We start from the raw sequence: 22,483 nt of genomic DNA on the forward strand, positions 1-22,483 counted from the left end.
CGAATTTTCCGGAACGGTATCACCGCCGACCGGATTGTCGAGACAAAATGACGTCGGTGCAGACGGTTAGCGGCCGGCCATCAGCGAGGCGACCATCCGCGACAGTGGCGGGATAGGGCCTGGCGCAAGCGTCGCCTCGGCTGCCGGCCGCTTGATCCGTTCGGCCCGCTTGGCCGCCGAAATCTTGCCGAGCGGGTGTTGCGAGTGGACGCGCATCGGCGCGCCCGATTCCTGCTCCACGAACAGCGCCAGGCTGCCGATCGTCAGCGGCGGCGCCAGGCATGGTTCGAACAGGTCGCGAAGCGGTGCCTCGATGCTGCGCATCGCGTCCAGATTGAGCGGCCCGGTCAGCATCATGTGAAAGCGATATTCATCCATCACATGAGGATCGCCCCAGCGATGCAGGTTGGAAAATTGCGGCGCCGTCAGCCTGTCGGGGTCGGAGCGCTCGATGTCGTCTTCGCTGAGCGGCGCGCGGAACGCGTCGAATTCCTGGATGATGCTGGCGGCCAGCAGATGCATCGCCGTGCTCGGGATCTGCGGCATCAGTCCCCAGCAGTGGCCGAGCCGGGCCACTTCCAGGCGCTCGATCTCGAACGGCGTCTGGGCGCCGGCAAAATGCATCAGCGCCTTGAGTAGCTGCGCCTCGTCCATATCGGGGTGAAGCCGGAAGGGCGACATCACCACCGCCTGAAAGCCGAAGCGACGCGGGACAGCCGTATGGAAGGCGATCTCGGATGCGGTCAATCCGGAGATCGATGGTAACTCGGTGGGCTCGCCGGAATAGACATTGCGGCCGAGCCAACTGGCGGCAACCGTTGAAAGCGGGTCGGCCATCGGCGGCGTGAAACAAATGGCGTAACGCATGCGCATGCTCCGGAAATCCGTTCTGGCACAGACCCGCGACAATCGATCTCGATCGTCGCCAGGGTGCGCAGGTTCAAAATCTTAGAGCTTCAACAATACCCTCCCCGGGAAGACGCGACGCTCTATTGCCCGCGTCTTAGGTGATTTGCGTGACAGCTTGACGAAGTGGAAGGGGCAATACCACGCGATTACCGTCCGGATCGCGCCCGCAGCTTTTTCGGAACCATCCCACCGACCAGCCGTTCCCCTGAGGTAGCAAACAACGATGGAGAAGAAGCGTGACCTATCACAATGCGAACCTTCAGGACGCCGGGATCAAGGAAACCCATGACCTGATCGCCAGCGACAAGGTTGAAGGCACGAAGGTTTATGGCGCCGACAACAAGCACATCGGCTCGATCGAGCGCGTTATCCTGGAAAAGCGCAGCGGTCGCGTGGCCTATGCCGTGCTCGGGTTCGGCGGTTTTCTCGGCATCGGGGAAGATCACTATCCACTGCCTTGGGCCAAGCTGACCTATGATGAGAACCTCGGCGGCTATCGGACTGATGTGACTCGCGAACAGGTCGAGCGGGCGCCGAAATATCACGGCAACGAGGAATACGACTGGAACAGCGAGAACGGACGCCGGGTCTATGACTATTACGGCGTGCCGCCTTACTGGATGTAAGGATCGGGTTTACGATCGTCCCGACATGGCTCCGCCGATGGCGGGGCCGTTCTTATGCCGCCAGCTTAAAGATGTTTCTCGCGAAGTGCCGCTATGTGATTCTGGCACAAGAAGGATCCCGGAATGTCGATCAACGGCTGGCCGGTGATCTCGTCGACGACGAAGCGCGCGAGGCGGTGGGCGATGCCGAAGCTCACCTTGAAGCCGCCTGTCAGGACCGACAGGTTTTCGTGATCCGGATGGCGCCCGGCGATCGGCTCCCGGCCGGTCGATTTCGGCCGGATGCCGGCCCAGCGCTCGACCACCTCCGCCCCGCGCAAGGACGGGACCAGCGCCTCGGCGCGCACCAGCAGCTCATTCAGCAGTTCATCCGTCGACTGCGGATCGGCATATTTGTTCTCGCTGGTGCTGCCGACCGCGATATGCCCGTCGTCATGGGCGACGATATAGACGCCGTCGGTGAAGATGACGGGCAATTGCGGATCGACATCGGCCAGAAGCAGCGCCGCCTGGCCCTTGACCCCCGTGCCGCTCGGTCCACGGAGAGGTCCCGACAGCGCATCGACGAGCGGAAAGCTGTCGACGCCGGCAGCAACTATGCAATGGCCGAAGGCGATTTCCGTGGCGTCATCGAGTTCGGCGCGGCCCTGGCCCGGATGGATTGCTCGAACGCCCGTCCCCTCGACGATCCGCACGTTCGGCGATTGCGCCAGTGCCGCACGCAGAACCGCCAGCATCTGGCGTGGAGAAAGCCGACCGCCAAGCGTATCGAACACCAATCCGCAAGCCGCCGCCTCGGCACTGAGCCATCCGGACGGCAGCTCGTCGCGCACGTGCCAGAAGAACTGGCGGTCGCCTGCCCGCCAGTTGCGCGTCGCATCCTGCTCGTGGCGAAGAGCGATCTCGCGCAGATGCGGCTTCGCAAGCGGCATGATCCGCCCGCTGCGGCGGTAACCTGCCGAAAGTCCGGTTTCGGCCTCGAGCGTTTCGATCTCGCTTTCGAGCGACACCAGGGCGTCGAACTGGAATTGTTTCTTGGCGTTCCATTTGTCCGGCATGTGCGGCATCAGCGCGCCGAGTATGCCGCCACTGGCGCCGGCCCCGATGCGATGCTCGTCGACCAGTTGCACGTCCATGCCGGTCCGTGCTGCCGTAAGGGCTGCCCAGAGCCCCATGATGCCGCCGCCGACGATCAAAAGTTCGCTCATCGATTGACCTTCTCCGGTGGCGGGATTATCGCCATCGCATGACAGGATCCGCCGCAGAACCGAACCAGCCCCCGGCCCATCAAAGCCTCGATTGGCACGAGGGCGATATGCCCTATTCCAGGGAGTTTGGCGATCATTTTTATTGCCGCACCGACGGTCGGCTCGAATGCGGACATGTGTTCCTCGCCGGCAACGGCCTGCCCGAACGCTGGGCCTCCGGCGGGGCATTCACCATCGGCGAACTGGGCTTCGGCACCGGCCTCAATTTCTGTGAAACCTGGCGGCAATGGAAAGCTACGGCGACCACGGACGGCACGCTGCATTTCGTCAGTTTCGAGCGCTTTCCCATGCAGGCGGAGGAAATCTCCCGCGCCTTGTCCCATTGGCCGGAGATCGACGCCGAACGGCTGGCCCTCACCGATCGCTGGCCGGCAACCAACGACGGCAGGATCGAGATCGATCTTGGCGATGGCGTTCGCCTGACCGTCGTTTGCGGCACAGCACTGGAGGGGCTCGCCCAAGCGAAGGAGCGCTTCGATGCCTGGTTCCTCGATGGTTTTGCACCGTCCCGCAATCCCGACATGTGGTCGGAGGAGCTGATGCGGCTGGTGTTCGACAAGACCGCGGCCGGCGGCAGCTTCTCCACCTATGCCGCCGCCGGCTTCGTTCGCCGCAATCTGCAGGCGGCCGGCTTTGCCGTCGAGAAGCGCAAGGGCTTCGCCGGGAAGCGCGAGATGCTGCGCGGAGACAAGCGCTGAGCGAGGCGAGCAGTCGGCGTCCGCGGGCATTTTGACGGCCTTTACTCCACCAGAGAACTGAACTGTCGCAAATGGCAGGGGCATGACCGCGAAAAATCTGCGACAGAAATCCATCGGCAACGCGGTGGGTTTTTCATGAACGACGATCAGTTTCCGGATGCTGCCACAGGTGAAACTTCCTCAGCCCCGCTCGAGCGGCGACGCCGGCCCGGCGGCCGCAGTGGCGAGCGCACACGAAAATCCTCAGGCGGTAAATATCTCAATCTCGTCAACACCCAGAGCAAATCCTCGGTACTGTCAGAAGACGCGCTCGAGGCGATCCATCAGGCGTCGCTGACGATCCTGGAAGAGATCGGCATGGATGTCATCCTGCCCGAGGCGCGCCAGCGCATGAAGGCAGCGGGCGCCGATATCACCCCCGGCACCGACCGCGTGCGCTTCGATCGCGGGCTGATCATGGAGATGATCGCTTCGGTTCCCTCCTCCTTCACCATGCATGCGCGCAATCCGGCCCGCAACGTCGCGATCGGCGGCAACAATCTGGTCTTCGCCCAGATCGCCAGCGCCCCCTTCGTGGCCGACCGCGAAGGCGGCAGGCGCACCGGCAATCAGGAGGATTTCCGCAAGCTGGTGAAGCTCGCCCAGTCCTACGACATCATCCACACCACCGGCGGCTATCCCGTCGAGCCGGTCGACCTGCACGCATCCGTGCGTCATCTCGACTGCCTCTCCGACATGGTGAAGCTCACCGACAAGGTCTTCCACGTCTATTCGCTCGGCCGCGAGCGGAACACCGACGGCATCGAGATCGCCCGCATCGGTCGCGGCATATCCATGGAGCAGATGGAGCGCGAACCGTCGCTGTTCACCATCATCAACACCTCCTCGCCGCTGCGCCTCGACGGGCCGATGCTGCAGGGCATCATCGAAATGTCGTCGCGCAATCAGGTGGTGGTGGTCACGCCATTTACGCTCGCAGGCGCCATGGCGCCGGTCACGATCGCCGGTGCCCTGGTGCAGCAGAATGCCGAGGCGCTGTGCGGCATCGCCTTCACCCAGATGGTCCGGCGCGGCGCGCCGGTCATGTATGGCGGCTTTACCTCGAATGTCGACATGAAGACGGGCGCACCCGCCTTCGGCACGCCGGAATACATGAAGGCGGTCATTGCCGGCGGCCAGCTCGCCCGCCGCTACAACATTCCCTACCGCACGTCCAACACCAACGCCGCCAATACGCTCGATGCGCAGGCAGCCTACGAGTCCGCGCTATCGCTCTGGGCACTGACGCAAGGCGGCGGCAACTTCGTCATGCATGCGGCCGGCTGGACCGAGGGCGGACTGACCGCCTCGTTCGAAAAATTCATCCTCGACGTCGACATGCTGCAGATGGTGGCGGAATTCCTGACGCCGCTCGATGTCAGCGAGGATGCACTCGGGCTCGACGCGGTGCGCGACGTCGGCCCCGGCGGGCACTACTTCGGCACGCTGCACACGTTGCAACGCTATGAGACAGCGTTCTATTCGCCGATCCTTTCCGACTGGCGCAACTTCGAAACCTGGACGGAGGCGGGCCGGCCGACGACCTATGACCACGCCAACCGTGTCTTCAAGCAGAAGCTCAACGAATACGAACGGCCGCCGCTGGACCCGGTGATCGAAGACGAACTCGACGCCTTCGTTGCAAAACGCAAGGAGGAAGGCGGCGTCCCGACGGATTTCTGACGGGACGCCTTGTTACATCAAGATGCGGCATGCGTATGAGAGCATTTCCGCCCTCTGCCTTACGCATGCCCAGACGGGAAACCGCTAAGCACTTTCCCTGCAAAAGCTTCAGGGATAAACGGCCGAGCGGGCGGTGGCGATCAGTTGCTCGATCGGCACAGTGACGCAGTTGCGGTCGATTTCGGCCACCGTCTTCTGCCTTACATTGGCAGAAAGCAGCTTGCGCAAATCTCCGAGCGTCCTTGGCGCCGCGCAGATCACCAGGCTGTCGAAGGCGTTGTCGTTCAGATAGCCTTCGAGCCTGCTGGCCACATCGACGGCAAAGCGATGCTTTTCCTCGCGTACCGGATCACTGCTGTATTCCATCGCCGACCGGCCATGACCGACGGACGAATGGCTGCGTCCCGGCTTGTCGGCCATGATATCCTGGGCGCGTTTCGGGTCGGTGTGAATAACCTCTTCTTCCGGGTGCTGACGTTCGTCCTTCCGCAGGTTGACGCCCTTGACGAAGCGCGCCGTATTGCCATCCGCGGCCAGTATCCAAGTCCGGTTCTGCACGATTGTCTCCCATGCAATGATGTTGCTCGTGGGCAGGCCAGAATAAGCCCTTAATAGAAACGGATGAAGCCCGATCCGGTTCCATCTTTTCCTCGATCGCGCGCACTTTTACGGTGTCATCCTACATGCGCGAGAGATAGGCGTCGAAGCTGCGCTCTGGTGACGACTGGAAATGATCGCGCTCGAGTTTCATCTCCCGGATGCGATCCACCCGGAAGTCGCGAAAGTCCTGGCGCAGCTCGCACCAGGTGGTCAGCAGCCAGTGATGGCCGAAGACGCTGAGGCCGAGCGGCCAGACGGTGCGCTCCGAGCTCTGATCGGCGAGGCTTTCATAGGCCATGCGCACCTTGCGCTCCTCGGCGATCGCCCGGCGCAGGTCACCCAGCATCGGCGGCGGCTTCGGCTGCAGCGCCGAACGGAAGGCGCGGATCGGGGCGCTGCGCAGCCGCGCCACGTGCTCGGGCGGAAGTCCGTGTTCGATCTTTTCCATGGCCTCGCGCGCGGCCTGCGCCAGCCGGTGGTCGCCAAGCATCTGCACGGCCCGCGCGCCGAAGGCCAGCGCTTCGAGCTGCTCGAAGGTGAAAGCGAGCGGCGGCGCGTCAAAGCTCTCGCGCAGGAGGTATCCGACACCGCGCTCGCCGTCGATCGGCGCACCCGAAGCCATCAGGTGTTCCATGTCGCGGTAGATGGTCCGCCGCGCCACCTCCATCTTGTCGGCGATTTCCTGCGCCGTCATCGCCCGGCCGGTCGCCCGCATGAGCTGGATGATTCGAAACAGCCGGTCGGCAGGTCTCATTCGCGTATTCCCATCGCATGTCGATGTAAGGCTATGGCCATAAGGCTGTCAGTTGCACTGTGCTTTAGTCAAGCGGCAATCAACATGGAGCATGACATGACCACCAAGAGCATCCTCGAACTCGCCGTCTGCATCGTTGTGGACAAGCCCGCGGCCGCAGCCGCGCGCCATCGGGCGATGCAGGCCGTTTCAAACTATCCGGGCTTCATTTCCTGGCGCGCCGTCGGCTCGTGCGAAAAGCCCGACATGCTCGCGGATCTGGTCGAGTGGGAAACGCTCGATGATGCCAGATCGGCAGGCGAACGCGTGCGTCGCGACCCGGATTTCGCCCCTTACATGGCGGCAATCAGCGCGGTAATGCTGATGCAGCATTTTGCTGTCGAACAGCAGATCTGAGCCGGGAGAGTACCGAGAGATGGCGGAGCCACTGAAAAACCTGTTGCATCCGGGCGTCGTCACCGCCATCGCAGACCGCCTGAGCGCGGTCTGCCCGACATTCGACCGCAAAAGGTTCGAGGCGCTTGCCAGCGACAATCTCGAGGCACTGGAACTGATGCAACGATCGCTGCAGATCCGCGATGCGCTCATCGAAACCCTACCGCAGTCCTTCCCGCAAGCCGCGGCAAAGCTTGGCGATTGTCTGCACACCGACGAGAGGCCCGGCCTCAGCGGCTGGACCCTGTTGCCCGTCAGCCAATATGTCGCCGCACGCGGGCTTGGCGATTTCGAGCTATCGCTGTGGCTGCTGCGCGCTTTGACGCCGCACTTCACCTCCGAGTTCGGTATCCGCGTGTTCATCGACACGGACCAGGAGCGGGCGCTCACGATCATCGGCTCATTGGTAACGGACGCCAATCACCATGTCAGGCGTCTGGCGAGCGAAGGCACCCGCCCGCGCCTGCCCTGGGCAATGCGGCTGCCGAAGCTCATCCGCGATCCCCAGCCGATCCTGCCGATCCTGCCGATCCTGACGGCCCTCCTCGACGACCCCGAGGACTATGTGCGCCGCTCGGTTGCCAACAGCCTCAACGACATTGCCAAGGATCACCCGGATCTGGTGGCCGGTTTCGTGGCCGAACACATGGTGGGTGCCTCGCCGGAGCGGCAGCAATTGCTGCGCCATGCCTCGCGAACGCTTCTGAAACAGGGACATGAGGCAGCTCTTTCGAACTTCGGCTTTGCCGCACCCGCCGGCATAGACGCAGCCTTCTCGCTCGACCGGTCGGACATCGCGCTCGGCGAAAGCCTCGTCTTCAAGCTTTCGGTCAGGCACACCGCGAAGACCACCCAGAAGATCATGATCGACTACGCCGTACACCACCGCAAAGCGAATGGCACGACCTCGCCCAAGGTGTTCAAGTGGACATCGGCGACGCTGGAGCCGGGCGCGACGATCAGGATCGAAAAGCGTCACGCGATTCGGCCAATCACAACCCGTCGTTACTATTCCGGCACCCATCGCGTGGTGATCCTCGTCAACGGCCAGGAGGCTGCCGACGCCGATTTCGAGCTGTCGGTCGCCGAATAGCCCCCACCTCATTTCGCACCTGCGAAAAGATGGACCTTGACTTTTGGGGCCAAAACGACGACATGGACGCAGCGTCACCTTCAGGCCGCCGCGTGAGCGCGCCCTCGGCAACACAGAAAGCCGTGAAGAAGGAAAAGCGCAACCATACGCCGTAACCGGCGACAGCACAGGCGCTTGACGACTTTTTTCTTAACCCACAAGTTCCCAATTCACGCGGGGTTCTTGACGCCAAACGACACCGGAACAGCAGATAGCGGTTCCGGCGAATGCGTTTGGCGCCCCCAAAAGGTATATACATTTGTCCACCTTCAAAGATCTTGGTCTTTCCGAACACATTCTGGAGACCCTGTCCGCCAACGGCTTCGAAAAGCCGACGCCGATCCAGGCGCAGGCCATTCCGCTGGTGTTGAAGGGCCACGACCTCATCGGTCTCGCCCAGACCGGAACCGGCAAGACGGCCGCCTTCGGCCTGCCGATGATCGAAAAGCTCGTTGCCGACGGCAAGCGCCCCGACCCGCGCAACATCCGCGCCCTGGTGCTGGCGCCGACCCGCGAACTGGTCAACCAGATCGCAGCCAACCTCAAGCTGTTCGTCAAGAAGTCCCCGCTGAAGATCGGCGTTGTCGTCGGCGGCGTCTCGATCAACAAGCAGACCGAACAGCTCGCCCGCGGCGTCGACATCCTGGTCGCAACGCCGGGCCGCCTGCTCGACCTCATCAACCGCAAGGCCGTGACGCTGACCCAGGGTCGCTACCTCGTGCTCGACGAAGCCGACCAGATGCTCGATCTCGGCTTCATCCATGACCTGCGCAAGATTTCGAAGCTCGTGCCGAAGAACCGCCAGACGCTGCTGTTCTCGGCGACGATGCCGAAGCTGATCGCTGAACTCGCCGGCGAATATCTGACCGACCCGGTCAAGGTTCAGGTGACGCCTCCGGGCAAGGCCGCCGACAAGGTCGAACAGTATGTTCATTTCGTCCCCGGCAAGGACCTGAAGACGACCATCCTCAAGAAGACCCTGACCGACAATCCGGATGGCCTGTCGCTGATCTTCAGCCGTACCAAGCATGGCGCCGAGAAGCTGATGAAGCATCTCGACCACGTCGGCTTCAAGGCCGCCTCGATCCATGGCAACAAGAGCCAGGGCCAGCGTGAGCGTGCGCTCAAGTCCTTCCGTGACGGTGAGATCCGCGTGCTCGTGGCAACCGACGTCGCTGCCCGCGGCATCGACATCCCCGGCGTCACCCACGTCTACAACTACGACCTGCCGGAAGTTCCCGATGCCTACGTTCACCGCATCGGCCGTACTGCCCGCGCCGGCCGCGACGGCATCGCGATCGCTTTCTGCGCACCGGACGAAATCCGCCTGCTTCGCGACATCGAGAAGCTGATGGGCATCAACATCGCGGTTGCCAGCGGCGAAGCGCCTGCCGACCAGGCCCGTCCGTCCAAGGGACGCGGCGGTCGCGGCAACGGCAATGGCAACGGCCAGCACCGCGGCAATGGCGGCGGCGGCCAGCGTCAGGACGCCCGCCCGCGCCGCGAACGCCCGGCTCGCCAGTCGGCACTGGCTCCAAGCAGCTTTGCCGGTGACGATCTTCTGCGCGACGACCGCCCGAAGCAGGACCGCCGCGATCAGCGTCCGGCTGGCCAGCCCCACGCCGACGGCCGTTCGGAAGGCAACCGCAACCACGAACCCAAGAAGCACCACGGTCGTCCCGGCCAGAAGCCGGGCGAATGGCGCAACAAGGGCCCGCGCCCTGAAGGCCAGGCCGGCGACCGCCGCGAAGGCGGCCAGGGCGGCATGCGTCGTGGCGCCGGTGGCGGCAACCGCGGCCAGCAGGGCTGATCGGCAAGACATTGCCTAGCGCATTTTCAGAAAGCCTGCGAAGCAGGTTTTCCATCAGGAAATGCGTAAAAACAAAGTGATAAGAACGGCGGGTCGCTTCGGCCCGCCGTTTTTTATGCCTGCTGTTTGCGGTTGGTGAGATAGACGCCGGCAACGGCAATGACCGTGCCGATGATCATCGGCAGCGTCAGCGCCTCGCCGAAGAACAGCCATGCCTGCACGGCCGCAAGCGGCGGCACGAGATAGATGAGCGAGGCTGCGCGCGATACCTGGCCGCGGCGGATCAGATAAAGCAGCAGCGCGATCGCGCCCATGGAAAGCCCCAGCACCGACCAGGCGAGTGCCGCAAAGATCTGCAGGTTCCAGGTGACGTGCAGATCCTCCAGCACCAGGGCCAGCGGGACCGTGACGATCAGGGCGCCGAGATATTGAAGCGCTGCGATCGTACGGATGTCGCCGCTCTGGAGGTGCCGCTTCTGGTAGAGCGTGCCGTAGGTCACGGCGGCCATGCCGAGCACGTTGATGATGACAGGGAAAAGGTGGATCGGCGTTGCGCCGGTGTCGATCGAAAACACCTTGGGCAGCACGGCAAGCGCGATGCCGAAGAAGCCGAGCACCAGTCCGAGTTTCTGCTGAACGCTGAGCTTCTCGTCGATGACGACGGAGGCGGCGACGGCCGTCATCAACGGCTGCAACCCGGCGATGATGCCCGAGATCGCAGCCGGCACGCCCTGCCCGATCGCCCACCAGACGGCGCCGAGATAAAGCCCGTGCAGAAACATGCCGGAGACGACCGCATGGGCCGCGGCCGACCACGACTTCGGCCATTTCGCCCCGGTCACCAGGCAGAAGCCGATGAACAGCAGGATCGCCAGGGTGTAGCGCAGCACCAGAAACGTCAGCGGATCGGCATAGACGGCCGCATATTTGGCGACGACCCAACCGGTCGACCAGAGCAGTACGAAGATGGCCGGAGCCAGGCGGGCGAGTGTCATTGACCTATCCGAATGGGCAAAGGGAGGTCAGCCGCGATAGACGCGGGGGCGTTGATGGTCAAAGCAATTTTTCTGATACTGACGATCAGCTACTGCATAGTTCCTTAAATCGGAATCGATTTAATGGCAAACTTATGCAGCAAGTTCAAAGTGTTACAGCGTCCTTTGCGCGTCATGTTTGACGCGCGGCGCTGTAATCGGAACCATCAACCTGAGCGACGACAGCGAGAGAGAGACGAAGCCCGGCTCGTACTCTTCGCGATAGTGCAGCCTGCCGGTATCGACCACGAGCCCTTCAGACCCGATCCAGTCAAACATGTGCTGATAATGCGCGAAGACGTCGCCATCATCAGGGTGGTGCATGGCGCTGACGAAACGCATGGCCGGTAGGTCCACATGGCCAGGGTGACGCGTCGTTTCCGCCGTCTGGGAAACAAAGCCGACGAGATAGCGGAAGCCATCAGGACGGTCGTTCCACGACAGACCGACGAGCGTCGGATGGTCCTTCGGATGGACACGCAGGTGATGCTCCTGCATCTCAGCGATCAGCCGGCGAACGGCCCCGTCGGCCGCCTCGACGAAGGTCCCCTCCCAGAAGGAGCCGGCAATCCGCTGCGCCGGCCTTTCGACGATTTCGAACACGGTGCACCTCCTGGCAAGACCAGAACCGGCCCGCCCGGGACCGGCGCGACTATTGTTAGGGCAGCCGAACCGGATGGCAATCGCCTTCGCGTTCGCCTAGAGCAGATCGACGAAAGCGCGGGCCGCGCGGCTGAACTGGCGGTCGCGATGCGTCAACAATTCGAAGCTGCGCTCGGCAAGTTCGAACGGCAATTCCACCAACCGGCCGCTATCGGCGAAAGGCTGGGCGGCGAGCCTGGAAACGGCGGTGATGAAGGGACCGCTCTCGACGGCCGTCAGTACCGCCTCGTTCGACGGCAATTCGAGTTCGACCTTCAGCTGATCGATATCCGCACCATGTGCCCGCATCGATTGCAGGAACATTGCCCGCGTCCCCGATCCTTCCTCGCGCAACACCCACCGTGCGGCAAGCAGCGCTTCGAGATCGACCGGCCTTCCGGCAAGCGGGTGGCGGGGTGGCGCATAGATCGCGATGCGGTCGACCGCCACGCTGCGATGGTCCAGCTTTTCCGCATCGACCCTGCCCTCGACGAAGCCGAGCTGCGCCGTTCCCTCCTCGACCGCCTCGGCGACCACCGCCGTGTTGCGCACGGTCAGCTTCACGTCGATATGCGGATAATCATGGGTGAAGCGGGCGAGACGTGCCGGCAGCCAGTAGCTTGCCACCGTCTGGCTTGCGGCGATCGCGAGCGTGCCGCGGCGCAGATGCGAGAGGTCGTTGAGGCAAGCGGTCGCAGCCGTCGCGCGCGCAAGCACGGCTTTCGCCTCCGGCAGAAACGCCTTCCCCGCCTCCGTCAGCGCCAGCCCGCGGCCGATGCGATCGAACACCCTGACGTTGTGTTGCGTTTCAAGCGCCGCGATCGCCGCGCTGGCGGCAGACTGCGTGACGTTCATTGCCTCGGCCGCGCGTGTCATATGCAGACGCTCGGCGACAGCCACGAAAATGCGAAGTTGATCAAGGGTCATGGAAAATCAATCGCAAAAAGCGATCGAATTGACAAGAACAATCCGTTAGACTGATTCATCAATCGGACTAGGTTGCGGCCATGTCCAGATCGCATTCCCCATCGGCCGCCCCCGCACCCACGCTCTCTTCCCGCATAGCGCGCATCGCGCCGGGTTTGATCCTCTGTTGTCTCGTAGCACTCGCCGCCTTCGGCCTTGAGCGCCTCGAGGCAAGCTGGACCGGCCGGCCATGGCTGGAAGCGCTTGTTATCGCCATCCTTCTCGGTGCCCTGCTGCGCACCTTCTGGACACCGGGCGATCGCTGGATGGCCGGCATCCGCTTTTCCTCCAGGCTGCTGCTGGAGGCGGCGATCGTCCTCATCGGCGCGACCCTCAGCTTCAAGGCGATCCTGGCAAGCGGCCCGGTGCTGCTCGCAACCATCGTCGGCATCGTCTTTCTGTCGATCGTCTCCGGTTATCTGATAGCGCGGCTGCTCGGCTTGCCAAAGCGGATGGCGACCCTGATCGCCTGCGGCAATGCCATCTGCGGCAATTCGGCGATCGCCGCCGTCGCGCCGGCCATCGGTGCTGAGGGCGATGACGTCGCCGCCGCCATCTCGTTCACCGCAATTCTCGGCATTGCCGTCGTTCTATCCCTGCCGCTGATCGGCGGCTGGTTCGACATGTCGCCCTATGGCTTCGGCGTTCTGGCCGGCATGACCGTCTACGCCGTACCGCAGGTACTGGCCGCTGCCGCTCCGTTCAGCGCCCTGTCCGTCCAGGTCGGCACGCTGGTCAAGCTCGTGCGCGTGCTGATGCTCGGCCCGGTCGTCTTGTGCTTCTCGATCATCAACCGCGAGAGCGAGGCGCATCCCCTGGCGCCTAACCTGCCTGCCGGCAATCGCCGCGTGCGCCTTGCCACGTTTGCGTATTTCGTGCCCTGGTTCATTCTCGGCTTCCTCGCCGTGGCGGTCGCCCGCAACAGCGGGATGATCCCCGACGCGGCCGCCGCCGGTGCTGCTCACCTCGCCACATGGCTCACCGTCATCGCCATGGCGGCACTCGGGCTGGAGGTCGACATCCGCAAGCTCGCCGATGCCGGGCCGCGCGCCAGCGCCGCCGCCATGCTGTCGCTGCTGGTTCTGGCCGGTCTGGCAGCCGCCGCAATCACCGTGTTCGGCCTGGGCTAGCTTCCCAGACACGCCCAAATTTCAAGCATTTGCTTATTTTCTAAGACGCCAAAGTCGGGGCCGATCGGGTGACTGGCCGTCCCCGCCCCATTGTTGAGCATCGCCTTGCCCGGAAGCGGCGGGATAACGCGCCAAAACTTTCTTGTCCCGCGACTGTGCACGCTTCTTGCATTGCATCCAGCGTTGTACTCAAATGGTCAAAAATAAGGGGATCACGCCTTTGGCATTTGACGAAATGATGAATGCGGACAGCAGTCCGCGCCAGCCATATTCGACCTATCATGAATGGTATGCCAGCCAGGACAGAAATCGGCTCATAGCGAAATCAAAGGACGCCGAGAACATCTTCCGGAAAACCGGCATCACCTTCGCGGTCTACGGACACGCAGACAGCTCCGAAAAGCTCATCCCCTTCGACCTCATCCCCCGCATCATTTCAGGTCGAGAATGGCGCAAGCTCGCCCAGGGCATCGAACAGCGGGTCATCGCCCTCAACGCCTTCCTCGACGACATCTACCACAAGCAGGAGATCATCCGCGCCGGACGGGTGCCGCGCGAGTTGATCGAGAAGAACGTGGCGTTCCTGCCGCAGATGATCGGCTTCCGGCCGCCGGGCGGCGTCTACACCCATATCGTCGGCACCGACATCGTGCGCACCGGCGAGGATCAGTTCTACGTGCTGGAGGACAATGCCCGCACGCCGTCCGGTGTCAGCTACATGCTGGAAAACCGCGAAACGATGATGCAGATGTTCCCCGAACTCTTCCATCAGAACCGCGTGCGCCCGGTCGAGAACTATCCCAACCTGCTGCGCCAGAGCCTGGCGTCGCTGGCGCCCCCCGGCTGCAGCGGCAAGCCGCGCGTCGCCGTTCTCACCCCCGGCATCTACAATTCCGCCTATTACGAACATGCCTTCCTAGCGGACATGATGGGCGTCGAGCTGGTCGAGGGATCGGACCTGCGCGTGATCGACGGCAAGGTGAAGATGCGCACGACCCGCGGTTACGAGGCGATCGACGTCCTCTATCGCCGCGTCGACGACGACTTCCTCGATCCTCTTACATTTCGCCCGGAGTCCGCGCTCGGCGTTCCCGGCATCATGGATGTCTACCGCGCCGGCAACATCACCATTGCCAACGCGCCCGGCACCGGCATCTCCGACGACAAGGCGATCTATTCCTACATGCCCGAGATCGTCGAGTTCTATACCGGCCGCAAGCCGCTCTTAGAAAACGTGCCGACCTGGCGCTGTTCCGAGCCGCAAAGCCTGAAATACGTGCTCGAACACCTGGAAGAACTTGTCGTCAAGGAGGTGCACGGCTCCGGCGGCTACGGCATGCTGGTCGGCCCGACAGCCAGCAAGAAGGAGCGCGCGCTCTTCGCCGAAAAGCTGAAGGCACGCCCGACCAACTACATCGCCCAGCCGACACTGTCGCTGTCGACCGTTCCGATCCTCGTCAACAAGGGCATCGCGCCCCGGCATGTGGATCTTCGTCCCTATGTCCTTGTCTCCGACAAGGTGCAGATCATTCCCGGCGGCCTGACGCGCGTCGCCCTCAAGGCTGGTTCGCTTGTCGTGAATTCCAGCCAGGGCGGCGGGACCAAGGACACCTGGGTGCTGGAGGACTGAGACCATGTTGGGAAGAACTGCAAACGGTCTCTACTGGATGTTCCGCTACATCGAACGCGCCGAAAACAGCGCCCGGCTAATCGATGCCGGCCTGCGCATGGCGCTGACGCGCAGCGGCGCAACGGAAGGCGATTGGGACGGCGTGCTGCAAAGCGCTGGTGTGCGCGAACTCTACGACGAAGTGCACGAGGCGCTGACGAGCATCGATGCCATCGACTTCCTGCTGCGCGACCGCAGCAATCCATCGAGCGTGATGTCCTGCATCGAGGCGGGCCGCCACAACGCCCGCATGGTGCGCACGGCGCTGACGCGCGAGACGTGGGAAGCGACCAACGAATGCTACCTCGAGATGAAGGCGATGCTCTCCAGGAAAGCGCGTCCGACCGACATGCCGGAGATCATCGACACGATCAAGCGTCGCGCCGGCCTCATCCGCGGCGCCTTCCACGGCACGATGCTCAGGAACGAGATCTTCAATTTCTCACGCATCGGCACTTTCATCGAGCGGGCCGACAACACCGCGCGCATCCTCGACGTCAAATACTACGTACTGCTGCCGGCGGTCGCCGCCGTCGGCTCGTCGATGGACAATGTGCAGTGGGAATCGATCCTGCGCTCGGTCTCGGCCCACCGCGCCTACGGCTGGGTCTATGATGCCGAACTGAAGCCGGCGAATATCGCCCATTTCCTGATCTCCAACGGTCGCATGCCGCGTTCGCTTGCCTATTGCTATGAAAAGATCGCCAGCAACCTCGGCTATCTCGAGCGCGAATATGGCGAGCGCCACGAGGCGCACGAAACGGCGGAACGTACGCTGGCCGCGCTGCGCAGCCGCTCGATCACCGACATCATGGACCAGGGCCTGCACGAATATCTCGAGGATTTCATCAGCCAGAACAATCTTCTGGGACAGGAAATCTCCGACGGCTATCGTTTCAACTGAATTTCGGGAGGACAGCATGCACCTGAAAATCAGCCATACGACCGAATACCACTACGACGAGCCGGTGCAGTATGCGCTGCAGCGGCTGCGCCTGACGCCGATCACCGGGGTCGGCCAGACCGTGCTCGGCTGGCAGACGCTCGTCGACGGTGCTGTGATGGAGGTGAGCTACGACGATCACTTCGGCAATCGCGTCCATCTCGTCAGCGTCGATGGCGACCGCGAGGCGATCCGCATTACCGCCAGCGGCGAAGTCCACACCGAGGACCGCCACGGCGTCTTGGGCCCGCATCAGTCCTACGTCCCGCTTTGGCTTTATGCCCGCGAAACGCCTTTGACCAAGGGGGGCAAGCTGATCCGCGACCTGGCGAAATCGGCCGAGGGCGACACCGATCTTGCCCGCATGCATGCATTGATGGCGATGATCCATGAGGCGGTGGAGTACAAGGCCGGCGAAACCCACGCCGAGACGGCGGCCGAGGATGCGCTCGAGGCCGGCCACGGCGTCTGCCAGGACCATGCCCATATCCTGATCTCGGCGGCACGTTCGCTCGACATGCCGGCGCGCTACATCTCAGGCTACCTGATGATGGAAGGGCAAACGGAGCAGACAGCAAGCCACGCCTGGGCCGAGATCCATCTGCCGGGCCTCGGCTGGGTCGGCTTCGATGCCGCCAACAAGATCTGCCCGGATGACCGCTATGTGCGCATCGCCTCCGGCCTCTGCTACCGCGATGCGGCCCCGATATCGGGTCTGATCCATGGTGAGGCCAACGAGACGCTGAAGGTATCGGTGACCGTCGAGCAGCAGGCGCAAAGCCAGAGCCAGACGCAAAGCCAATAAGGTTGGCGATGGGGCGCACCGCAGTGCGCCCCATCGAACTCCGTCCGGCATCAATTCTCGATCTCGTTCGACGATATCGAATGCCGAAAACGCCGGTGCATCGGGCCGACACCCTCTTTGCAGATCGGCTTCCACAGCACGCCATTGGGGGCCTATGCCCCTGAAGACCTTACCAACGGCCCGAAAAAGCCCACGACCCGTGTTATCCGCTCCTGCCCAGGGTGGAGGAAGATGATGTCCAGCCCCTCAGGGAAGGATGATCCGTCCGGCATCACAAACCTCCACGCGAAGCGTGCGATCCCATGATGAACATCCACGTCGCTTGTCCGTGCAATGCGTGCACCAGGATGCTTGGCCTGTATTCCTGCGATGTGCGCGAGCAGTTCTTCTGCGCCAGCAGCATGAACTGTTGGATCCGTATACGTTGCGCCGTCGGCCCAGATCGGCAGCAGCAACGCCCGCCGCTGCTCGCCGTCCTCGTTCGACCATGCAGCGCAGTACGAATCGATGAGATGCGCTAAAGGCATTTTATTCTACTCCTATGGATCATTGGTCTGACTACAGCGCCGCGCGTCTTATTTGACGCCCAAAGGTCGCTGTAGCACTTTGAATTGCTGCGCAGGCAACAAGACCCGAGCGCGTCCTCCTTCTTTTGCCGGAACCAGCTGGCCGTCATGGGGTCGGCTGGCTGGCCGCAAGATGCTGTTCGGTCCCTCGATCCCATGCGTCCGGTCCCCAAAACACTGATTGCAGGCCTCATTCCGACACCCCATATTGGTCGGCACAACGCTCGGTACGCTTGCCGTTGAGAGAGCTACGATGTGAAGAGTACTGTGCCAATACGCACAGAAGCGTAAGTGGTTACCCGCAGGTAAGGCGAATGGGACGGACTGGCCTATGGACAATGGTTTTTCGACAGCGATGAAGATGGTCGCCGGCAAGTGGAAGATAACTATCCTTTGCGAGCTCGGCACAGCGCCCCGTCGATTTGGCCGGCTGCGGCAGTCTATCCCTGCGGTCAGTGAAAAGATGCTGACGCAGCAATTGCGTGAACTGGAGGCCGACGGGCTTGTGAACCGAAAAGTCTATCCGGGTTCCCCGACCAAGGTCGTCTATTCACTGACGGAAAGCGGGACAGCGCTCAACCATTGGGCTGAGCAATTCCATCTCGTGCCTGTGCCTAAAGGTCCCCCAGAACCATCTCCTGAAACGCCGTAAATTCAGCTTAGGGTCGTCCGCATGACGCGGCTTTCCGGATTTGGCCGGCGCCAGCGCGCCGACGGAAAAATGAAGCCGTACGATCGCGGCGCAGCTGTTTTTCCTGGGGTCGGATGAAACTTTGAGAAGGATTGCGCTGGCTGGTGCGTCGACCGCCCCAGTCACCGACAAGCTATCCGCCAACCACCTGCAGCAGATGGTCGGCGAGGCGGTGGGCGAGCGCCACGACGGTAAGGGTTGGCGTATCATTTCCAGCCGTCGGAAAAACTGAACTGCCAGCGATGAAAAGGTTATCCGTTCCGTGGACCTTGCATTGCGTATCCACGACCCCTTGACCGGGGTCCACGTGCATCCGTGTCGTGCCCATGTGGTGCCAGGTCCACATCGGCTTTTCGAGCCCGGTCAATTCCTCTGGTTTCACGATCAGCTTGCCCAGGCCGGTCTTCGTCAACTCGCTGCCTAAAATTGTGATCGTACGCATGACGGAATCGACCGTTTTGGCCGAAAGCTGCCAGCGCAGATTGACCATCGGCAATCCGAAACGGTCCTTCTTGTTCGACAGCATGACGCGGCTTTCCGGTTCCGGTTCCGGCTCCACGATGTGAAGCAGGCGAAAGGAACGCAGAAGGCTTGAGGGCCGCACGAGATGCATGAGCCAGGTCCAACTGACCAGACCCTCCTTGCCCGCCGCGCGGACCGCCGACTTCGCCTCCACGCCATGCAGCCGCTGCTCCCTGTAAGCGAGCAGTTTCTCTTTCATCGCCTGCAGCTTGGCTGTGTCCTGGCCGATGAAGCATGGCTCGAGCCATGCTCGATAATTGAGAAGCTCCTCGCGCTGCTGCAATTCCGCCGGCAGCGTCAGCCCGTTGACGAGATACGGGCGCTGTCGCGTGTAACTCAACGCATCGCGGATCCGCTGGCCGCGCGCGATCCGGATTCGATCAAGAGCGTTGAGAGTTCTCAGAACACTGCCATTGGCCGGCACCAGCGTGCCGATGGAAAATCGCGGATGATCCATGAAAAACCGCCCAGTGGTTCTGTCGTCGCTCCCCGGTCCGCCGCTCAGCAACAAGAGACGCGCGTTCTCGATGCCACCGGCGGCAAGCACGAACGTCCGCGCTCGGATGTGAATGGTTTCGTCAGCCCCGTTTTTGACGACAGCCGATCCGACCGTGCGCTTTTCTTCATCAAACGAAAGATAGAGCAGCGTGGAATGCAGAAGGATGCTGATATTGTCAGCGTTTTCGAGGGCATGACGCAGGCGTTTGCCGGGCCGATTGTGCCGACAGAGCTCGAGATGATCGACGGAGATGATGTCGGACCTCCCCGGAAACAGCGGCTGCCGCTGGCCAAGCGCCTCGACATCCGCAATCCCTAGCGTTTTCTGCGCGCGTCGGTAATAGGGAAGGAGATGCTCGCGGCCGAAGGGCCAGCCGCTGTGCCGGACCCAGGGGCGTACCGCGAAATCCTGCTCGTCGAGCGGCTTGCAGAGACCACCCCAGCCCAGGGCCTGGGTGCTGCCGCCCAAGCCGCGCAGCCTGCATGTATCGAGTTCGGCATAGGTGAGCCCGGTGCTTTCGCCCGCCGAGAGATCACTGGCCGTCGGGATCGCATCGGCCCCTCCGCTTTCGAGCACGCAGACGGAAACGCGTCCACCGGCGAAATCCGACGCGATCGTCAATCCACTCGCACCGGCCCCGACGATGCAAATGTCGAACGTTTTGTCGGCAGGAATATCGATCCGTTCACGTAGGATCATGCATCACCCGCTTTGCTGCAAGTGAACGACCGGCACCACGGCAGAGCAACACACACCTCCCGCGAATACAGACGAAGCTTAAATCAATAGTCTGAGATGCAATGCTGCGACGCTCGTCTGCCTCCTGCGGACAGGAAGAGAGCAAAGCGTCACGGTCCCCAAAATTCTACTCCGCTTGCATCATTACACCGGATACCGGCGGCGTGAAACTCGCGAACTCGACAATCTTAAGAATGCGCTAAAATAAAGCCACCACGGCCCGCCGAAGCCGGGATAAATCGGCATCGGCGGGCCGTGGCGGCTCAAACTGCTAGTGGCTGTCGCGTTCGACGACAGAACCGCGCGTGCCGACAAGGAAGTCGAGGTCGGCGCCGGTGTCGGCCTGCATCACCGTGTTGACGTAAAGGCCGCCATAACCGCCCTTTTGCGGCTTCACCGGAGAAACCCACGCCGCCCGACGCCGAGCCAGTTCGTCATCGGAAACATCGAGCCGGATGGTGCGGGCGGGAACATCCACCGCAATCATGTCGCCGTTCTCGACCAGCGCCAGCGGGCCGCCGTCCGCCGCTTCCGGTGCGGTGTGTAGGATGACGGTGCCATAGGCGGTGCCCGACATGCGCGCATCGGAAATGCGGATCATGTCGGTAATGCCCTTCTTCAGCACCTTCGGCGGCAGCCCCATATTGCCGACCTCGGCCATCCCGGGATAGCCCTTCGGGCCGCAGTATTTCAGCACCATGACGCAGGTCTCGTCGATGTCGAGATCGTCGCGGTTGATGCGGGCGTGGTAGTCCTCGATGCTTTCGAAGACGACGGCGCGGCCCGTGTGCTGCATCAGGTGCGGCGACGCAGCCGAAGGTTTCAGTACGCAGCCCTTGGGCGCCAGATTGCCGCGCAACACGGCGATGCCGCCCGACTGCGTCAACGCCTTTTCGCGCGGCACGATGACATCGTCATTGTAGTTGGTGACATCCTTGACGCCGTTCCAGATCGTATCGCCGGTAACCGTCAAGGCGTCCTTGTGGAGGAGGCCCATCTCGCCGACCGCCTTGATGACCACCGGCAGACCGCCTGCATAGTAGAACTCTTCCATCAGGTGCTTGCCCGACGGCTGCAGGTTGACGATCGTCGGCACGTCGCGGCCAAGCCGGTCCCAGTCGTCCAGCGTCAGGTCAACGCCGATACGACCGGCGAGCGCCAGAAGATGCAGCACGGCATTGGTCGAGCCCCCGACGGCACCGTTGACGCGGATGGCGTTTTCGAAGGCTTGCCTGGTCAGGACATCGGACGGCTTCAGATCTTCCTTGACCATGTCGACGATGCGGCGGCCGGAAAGCTGGGAGATCACCCGCCGGCGGGCGTCGACAGCGGGAATTGCCGCATTGCCGGGCAGCGTCATGCCGAGCGCTTCGGCCATCGACGCCATGGTCGAGGCCGTGCCCATGGTCATGCAACTGCCGGCCGAACGGGCCATGCCCTGCTCCGCATCCATGAATTCGGCCAGAGACATCTCGCCGGACTTCACCATTTCGGAAAACTGCCAGATGGCGGTACCGGACCCGACGTCCTTGCCGCGCCACTTGCCGTTCAGCATCGGGCCGCCGGAGACCAGAATGACCGGGATGTCGACGCTCGCCGCCCCCATGAGCAGGCTCGGCGTGGTCTTGTCACAGCCGCCGAGCAGCACGACGCCATCGACCGGATTGCCGCGGATCGCCTCTTCGACATCCATGGCCGCGAGGTTACGGAACATCATCGCCGTCGGCCGTAGCGTGCTCTCGCCCACGGAAAACACCGGGAATTCGACCGGGAAACCACCCGCCTCGTAGACCCCGCGCTTCACTCGCTCGGCGAGATCGCGCAGATGCGCGTTGCACGGCGTCAGTTCCGACCAGGTGTTGCAGATGCCAATGATCGGCCGGCCGTCGAACGTATCGGCGGGCAGACCCTGGTTCTTCATCCAGGAGCGATGCATGATGGCATTCTTCCCCGTGCCACCGAACCATTCCTGCGAACGCAGCTTGCGCGGCCACTCAGCTTTCTTCTTCATCTTATCCTTCCTTGAGCGGCCCGCGCCGTAACGCGGGCCTGCGACGGCGCCCATTAAGCCAGGGTGTATGCGGTCTTGACGGTTGTGTAGAATTCGGCGGCGTAGCGACCCTGCTCGCGCGAGCCATGGGAGGAGCCCTTGCGGCCACCGAAGGGCACGTGGAAATCGACGCCGGCGGTCGGCAGGTTGACCATCACCATGCCGGCCTCGGCATTGCGCTTGAAATGCGTCGCATGTTTCAGGCTGGTGGTGGCAATGCCCGACGACAGCCCGAACGGCGTGTCGTTGGCGACGGCAAGCGCCTCGTCATAAT

The 22,483-nt window shown here is 62.6% G+C and carries 24 protein-coding genes; 13 read left to right on the top strand and 11 right to left on the bottom strand.

Annotated elements, in window-relative coordinates; translation table 11 throughout:
• Nucleotides 1–66: 66 nt before the first annotated feature.
• Nucleotides 67–867: a DUF1045 domain-containing protein gene (locus C6558_RS26065; protein WP_025428022.1), complete on the bottom strand. Its 801-nt coding sequence runs from the start codon at nucleotides 865–867 to the stop codon at nucleotides 67–69.
• Between the two features lie 278 nt (nucleotides 868–1,145).
• Between C6558_RS26065 and C6558_RS26070 the strand changes: the two genes are divergently transcribed.
• Entirely contained in the window at nucleotides 1,146–1,535 is a 390-nt protein-coding gene (locus C6558_RS26070) for a PRC-barrel domain-containing protein (protein ID WP_025428023.1), read from the top strand.
• A gap of 65 nt (nucleotides 1,536–1,600) precedes the next feature.
• Here the strand turns inward: C6558_RS26070 and C6558_RS26075 are convergent, their stop codons facing one another.
• On the bottom strand, nucleotides 1,601–2,743 hold the full coding sequence (locus C6558_RS26075; RefSeq protein ID WP_025428024.1) for an FAD-binding oxidoreductase: 1,143 nt from the start codon (nucleotides 2,741–2,743) through the stop codon (nucleotides 1,601–1,603).
• A gap of 38 nt (nucleotides 2,744–2,781) precedes the next feature.
• Here C6558_RS26075 and mnmD point away from each other — a divergent pair, with 38 nt between their 5' ends.
• Nucleotides 2,782–3,501: a tRNA (5-methylaminomethyl-2-thiouridine)(34)-methyltransferase MnmD gene (gene mnmD / locus C6558_RS26080; RefSeq protein ID WP_025428025.1), complete on the top strand. Its 720-nt coding sequence runs from the start codon at nucleotides 2,782–2,784 to the stop codon at nucleotides 3,499–3,501.
• 135 nt (nucleotides 3,502–3,636) lie between these two features.
• On the top strand, nucleotides 3,637–5,223 hold the full coding sequence (locus tag C6558_RS26085; protein ID WP_025428026.1) for a trimethylamine methyltransferase family protein: 1,587 nt from the start codon (nucleotides 3,637–3,639) through the stop codon (nucleotides 5,221–5,223).
• Between the two features lie 108 nt (nucleotides 5,224–5,331).
• On the opposite strand, the gene C6558_RS26090 is transcribed toward C6558_RS26085, so the two are convergent.
• Both C6558_RS26090 and C6558_RS26095 read right to left on the bottom strand, forming a co-directional pair.
• Nucleotides 5,332–5,781 carry a host attachment protein gene (locus C6558_RS26090; RefSeq protein WP_025428027.1) on the bottom strand — a complete coding sequence of 150 codons (450 nt, stop codon included), beginning with the start codon at nucleotides 5,779–5,781 and terminating at the stop codon, nucleotides 5,332–5,334.
• A 121-nt stretch (nucleotides 5,782–5,902) separates the two neighbouring features.
• Nucleotides 5,903–6,577: a YafY family protein gene (locus C6558_RS26095; RefSeq protein ID WP_025428028.1), complete on the bottom strand. Its 675-nt coding sequence runs from the start codon at nucleotides 6,575–6,577 to the stop codon at nucleotides 5,903–5,905.
• Between the two features lie 96 nt (nucleotides 6,578–6,673).
• On the opposite strand from C6558_RS26095, the gene C6558_RS26100 reads away from it, so the two are divergent.
• The 3 genes from C6558_RS26100 (at nucleotide 6,674) to C6558_RS26110 (ending at nucleotide 9,954) form a co-directional block, all read left to right on the top strand.
• Nucleotides 6,674–6,973, top strand: coding sequence for a hypothetical protein (locus C6558_RS26100; RefSeq protein WP_057212598.1), 300 nt, complete (start codon nucleotides 6,674–6,676; stop codon nucleotides 6,971–6,973).
• 19 nt (nucleotides 6,974–6,992) lie between these two features.
• A complete protein-coding gene (locus C6558_RS26105; protein ID WP_084814551.1) occupies nucleotides 6,993–8,105 on the top strand; it encodes a DNA alkylation repair protein in 1,113 nt (370 codons plus the stop codon).
• Nucleotides 8,106–8,403: 298 nt separating this feature from the next.
• Nucleotides 8,404–9,954 (top strand): DEAD/DEAH box helicase, encoded by a 1,551-nt coding sequence (locus tag C6558_RS26110; RefSeq protein WP_025428030.1) that lies wholly within the window; start codon nucleotides 8,404–8,406, stop codon nucleotides 9,952–9,954.
• A gap of 113 nt (nucleotides 9,955–10,067) precedes the next feature.
• Here the strand turns inward: C6558_RS26110 and C6558_RS26115 are convergent, their stop codons facing one another.
• The 3 genes from C6558_RS26115 to C6558_RS26125 form a co-directional block, all read right to left on the bottom strand.
• Nucleotides 10,068–10,949, bottom strand: coding sequence for a DMT family transporter (locus C6558_RS26115; protein WP_038576343.1), 882 nt, complete (start codon nucleotides 10,947–10,949; stop codon nucleotides 10,068–10,070).
• A 153-nt stretch (nucleotides 10,950–11,102) separates the two neighbouring features.
• Entirely contained in the window at nucleotides 11,103–11,591 is a 489-nt protein-coding gene (locus C6558_RS26120; RefSeq protein ID WP_025428031.1) for a GyrI-like domain-containing protein, read from the bottom strand.
• A 96-nt stretch (nucleotides 11,592–11,687) separates the two neighbouring features.
• Nucleotides 11,688–12,557 (bottom strand): LysR family transcriptional regulator, encoded by an 870-nt coding sequence (locus tag C6558_RS26125; protein ID WP_025428032.1) that lies wholly within the window; start codon nucleotides 12,555–12,557, stop codon nucleotides 11,688–11,690.
• 80 nt (nucleotides 12,558–12,637) lie between these two features.
• On the opposite strand from C6558_RS26125, the gene C6558_RS26130 reads away from it, so the two are divergent.
• The 4 genes from C6558_RS26130 (at nucleotide 12,638) to C6558_RS26145 (ending at nucleotide 17,143) form a co-directional block, all read left to right on the top strand.
• Nucleotides 12,638–13,726 (top strand): YeiH family protein, encoded by a 1,089-nt coding sequence (locus tag C6558_RS26130; protein WP_081788880.1) that lies wholly within the window; start codon nucleotides 12,638–12,640, stop codon nucleotides 13,724–13,726.
• A gap of 235 nt (nucleotides 13,727–13,961) precedes the next feature.
• Complete coding sequence (locus C6558_RS26135; protein WP_081788908.1) at nucleotides 13,962–15,356, top strand: circularly permuted type 2 ATP-grasp protein; 1,395 nt, start codon at nucleotides 13,962–13,964, stop codon at nucleotides 15,354–15,356.
• Nucleotides 15,357–15,360: 4 nt separating this feature from the next.
• Complete coding sequence (locus C6558_RS26140) at nucleotides 15,361–16,299, top strand: alpha-E domain-containing protein (RefSeq protein ID WP_025428035.1); 939 nt, start codon at nucleotides 15,361–15,363, stop codon at nucleotides 16,297–16,299.
• 16 nt (nucleotides 16,300–16,315) lie between these two features.
• Nucleotides 16,316–17,143: a transglutaminase family protein gene (locus C6558_RS26145; protein ID WP_025428036.1), complete on the top strand. Its 828-nt coding sequence runs from the start codon at nucleotides 16,316–16,318 to the stop codon at nucleotides 17,141–17,143.
• A 152-nt stretch (nucleotides 17,144–17,295) separates the two neighbouring features.
• Here C6558_RS26145 and C6558_RS26150 read toward each other — a convergent pair whose 3' ends face one another.
• Nucleotides 17,296–17,670 carry a hypothetical protein gene (locus C6558_RS26150; protein ID WP_025428037.1) on the bottom strand — a complete coding sequence of 125 codons (375 nt, stop codon included), beginning with the start codon at nucleotides 17,668–17,670 and terminating at the stop codon, nucleotides 17,296–17,298.
• 370 nt (nucleotides 17,671–18,040) lie between these two features.
• Here C6558_RS26150 and C6558_RS26155 point away from each other — a divergent pair, with 370 nt between their 5' ends.
• Nucleotides 18,041–18,361 (top strand): helix-turn-helix domain-containing protein, encoded by a 321-nt coding sequence (locus tag C6558_RS26155; RefSeq protein WP_084814550.1) that lies wholly within the window; start codon nucleotides 18,041–18,043, stop codon nucleotides 18,359–18,361.
• Between the two features lie 172 nt (nucleotides 18,362–18,533).
• Here C6558_RS26155 and C6558_RS40010 read toward each other — a convergent pair whose 3' ends face one another.
• The gene (locus C6558_RS40010; RefSeq protein WP_158071697.1) at nucleotides 18,534–19,346 is read right to left on the bottom strand and encodes a GMC family oxidoreductase; all 813 of its coding nucleotides are present in this window, start codon (nucleotides 19,344–19,346) and stop codon (nucleotides 18,534–18,536) included.
• Nucleotides 19,347–19,370: 24 nt separating this feature from the next.
• On the opposite strand from C6558_RS40010, the gene C6558_RS40015 reads away from it, so the two are divergent.
• Together C6558_RS40015 and C6558_RS40020 are read left to right on the top strand one after the other, a co-directional pair.
• Entirely contained in the window at nucleotides 19,371–19,739 is a 369-nt protein-coding gene (locus C6558_RS40015; RefSeq protein WP_158071696.1) for a hypothetical protein, read from the top strand.
• Nucleotides 19,740–19,772: 33 nt separating this feature from the next.
• The gene (locus C6558_RS40020) at nucleotides 19,773–20,114 is read left to right on the top strand and encodes a hypothetical protein (RefSeq protein ID WP_158071695.1); all 342 of its coding nucleotides are present in this window, start codon (nucleotides 19,773–19,775) and stop codon (nucleotides 20,112–20,114) included.
• A gap of 316 nt (nucleotides 20,115–20,430) precedes the next feature.
• Here C6558_RS40020 and araD read toward each other — a convergent pair whose 3' ends face one another.
• The gene (gene araD, locus C6558_RS26165) at nucleotides 20,431–22,170 is read right to left on the bottom strand and encodes an L-arabinonate dehydratase (RefSeq protein WP_025428040.1); all 1,740 of its coding nucleotides are present in this window, start codon (nucleotides 22,168–22,170) and stop codon (nucleotides 20,431–20,433) included.
• A 53-nt stretch (nucleotides 22,171–22,223) separates the two neighbouring features.
• Nucleotides 22,224–22,483, bottom strand: a 260-nt coding sequence (locus tag C6558_RS26170) for an aldehyde dehydrogenase family protein (RefSeq protein ID WP_146160913.1), incomplete at its 5' end; no start/stop codon positions are given.

The organism is Ensifer sp. NM-2 (assembly GCF_003024455.1).
Lineage (GTDB): Bacteria > Pseudomonadota > Alphaproteobacteria > Rhizobiales > Rhizobiaceae > Ensifer > Ensifer canadensis.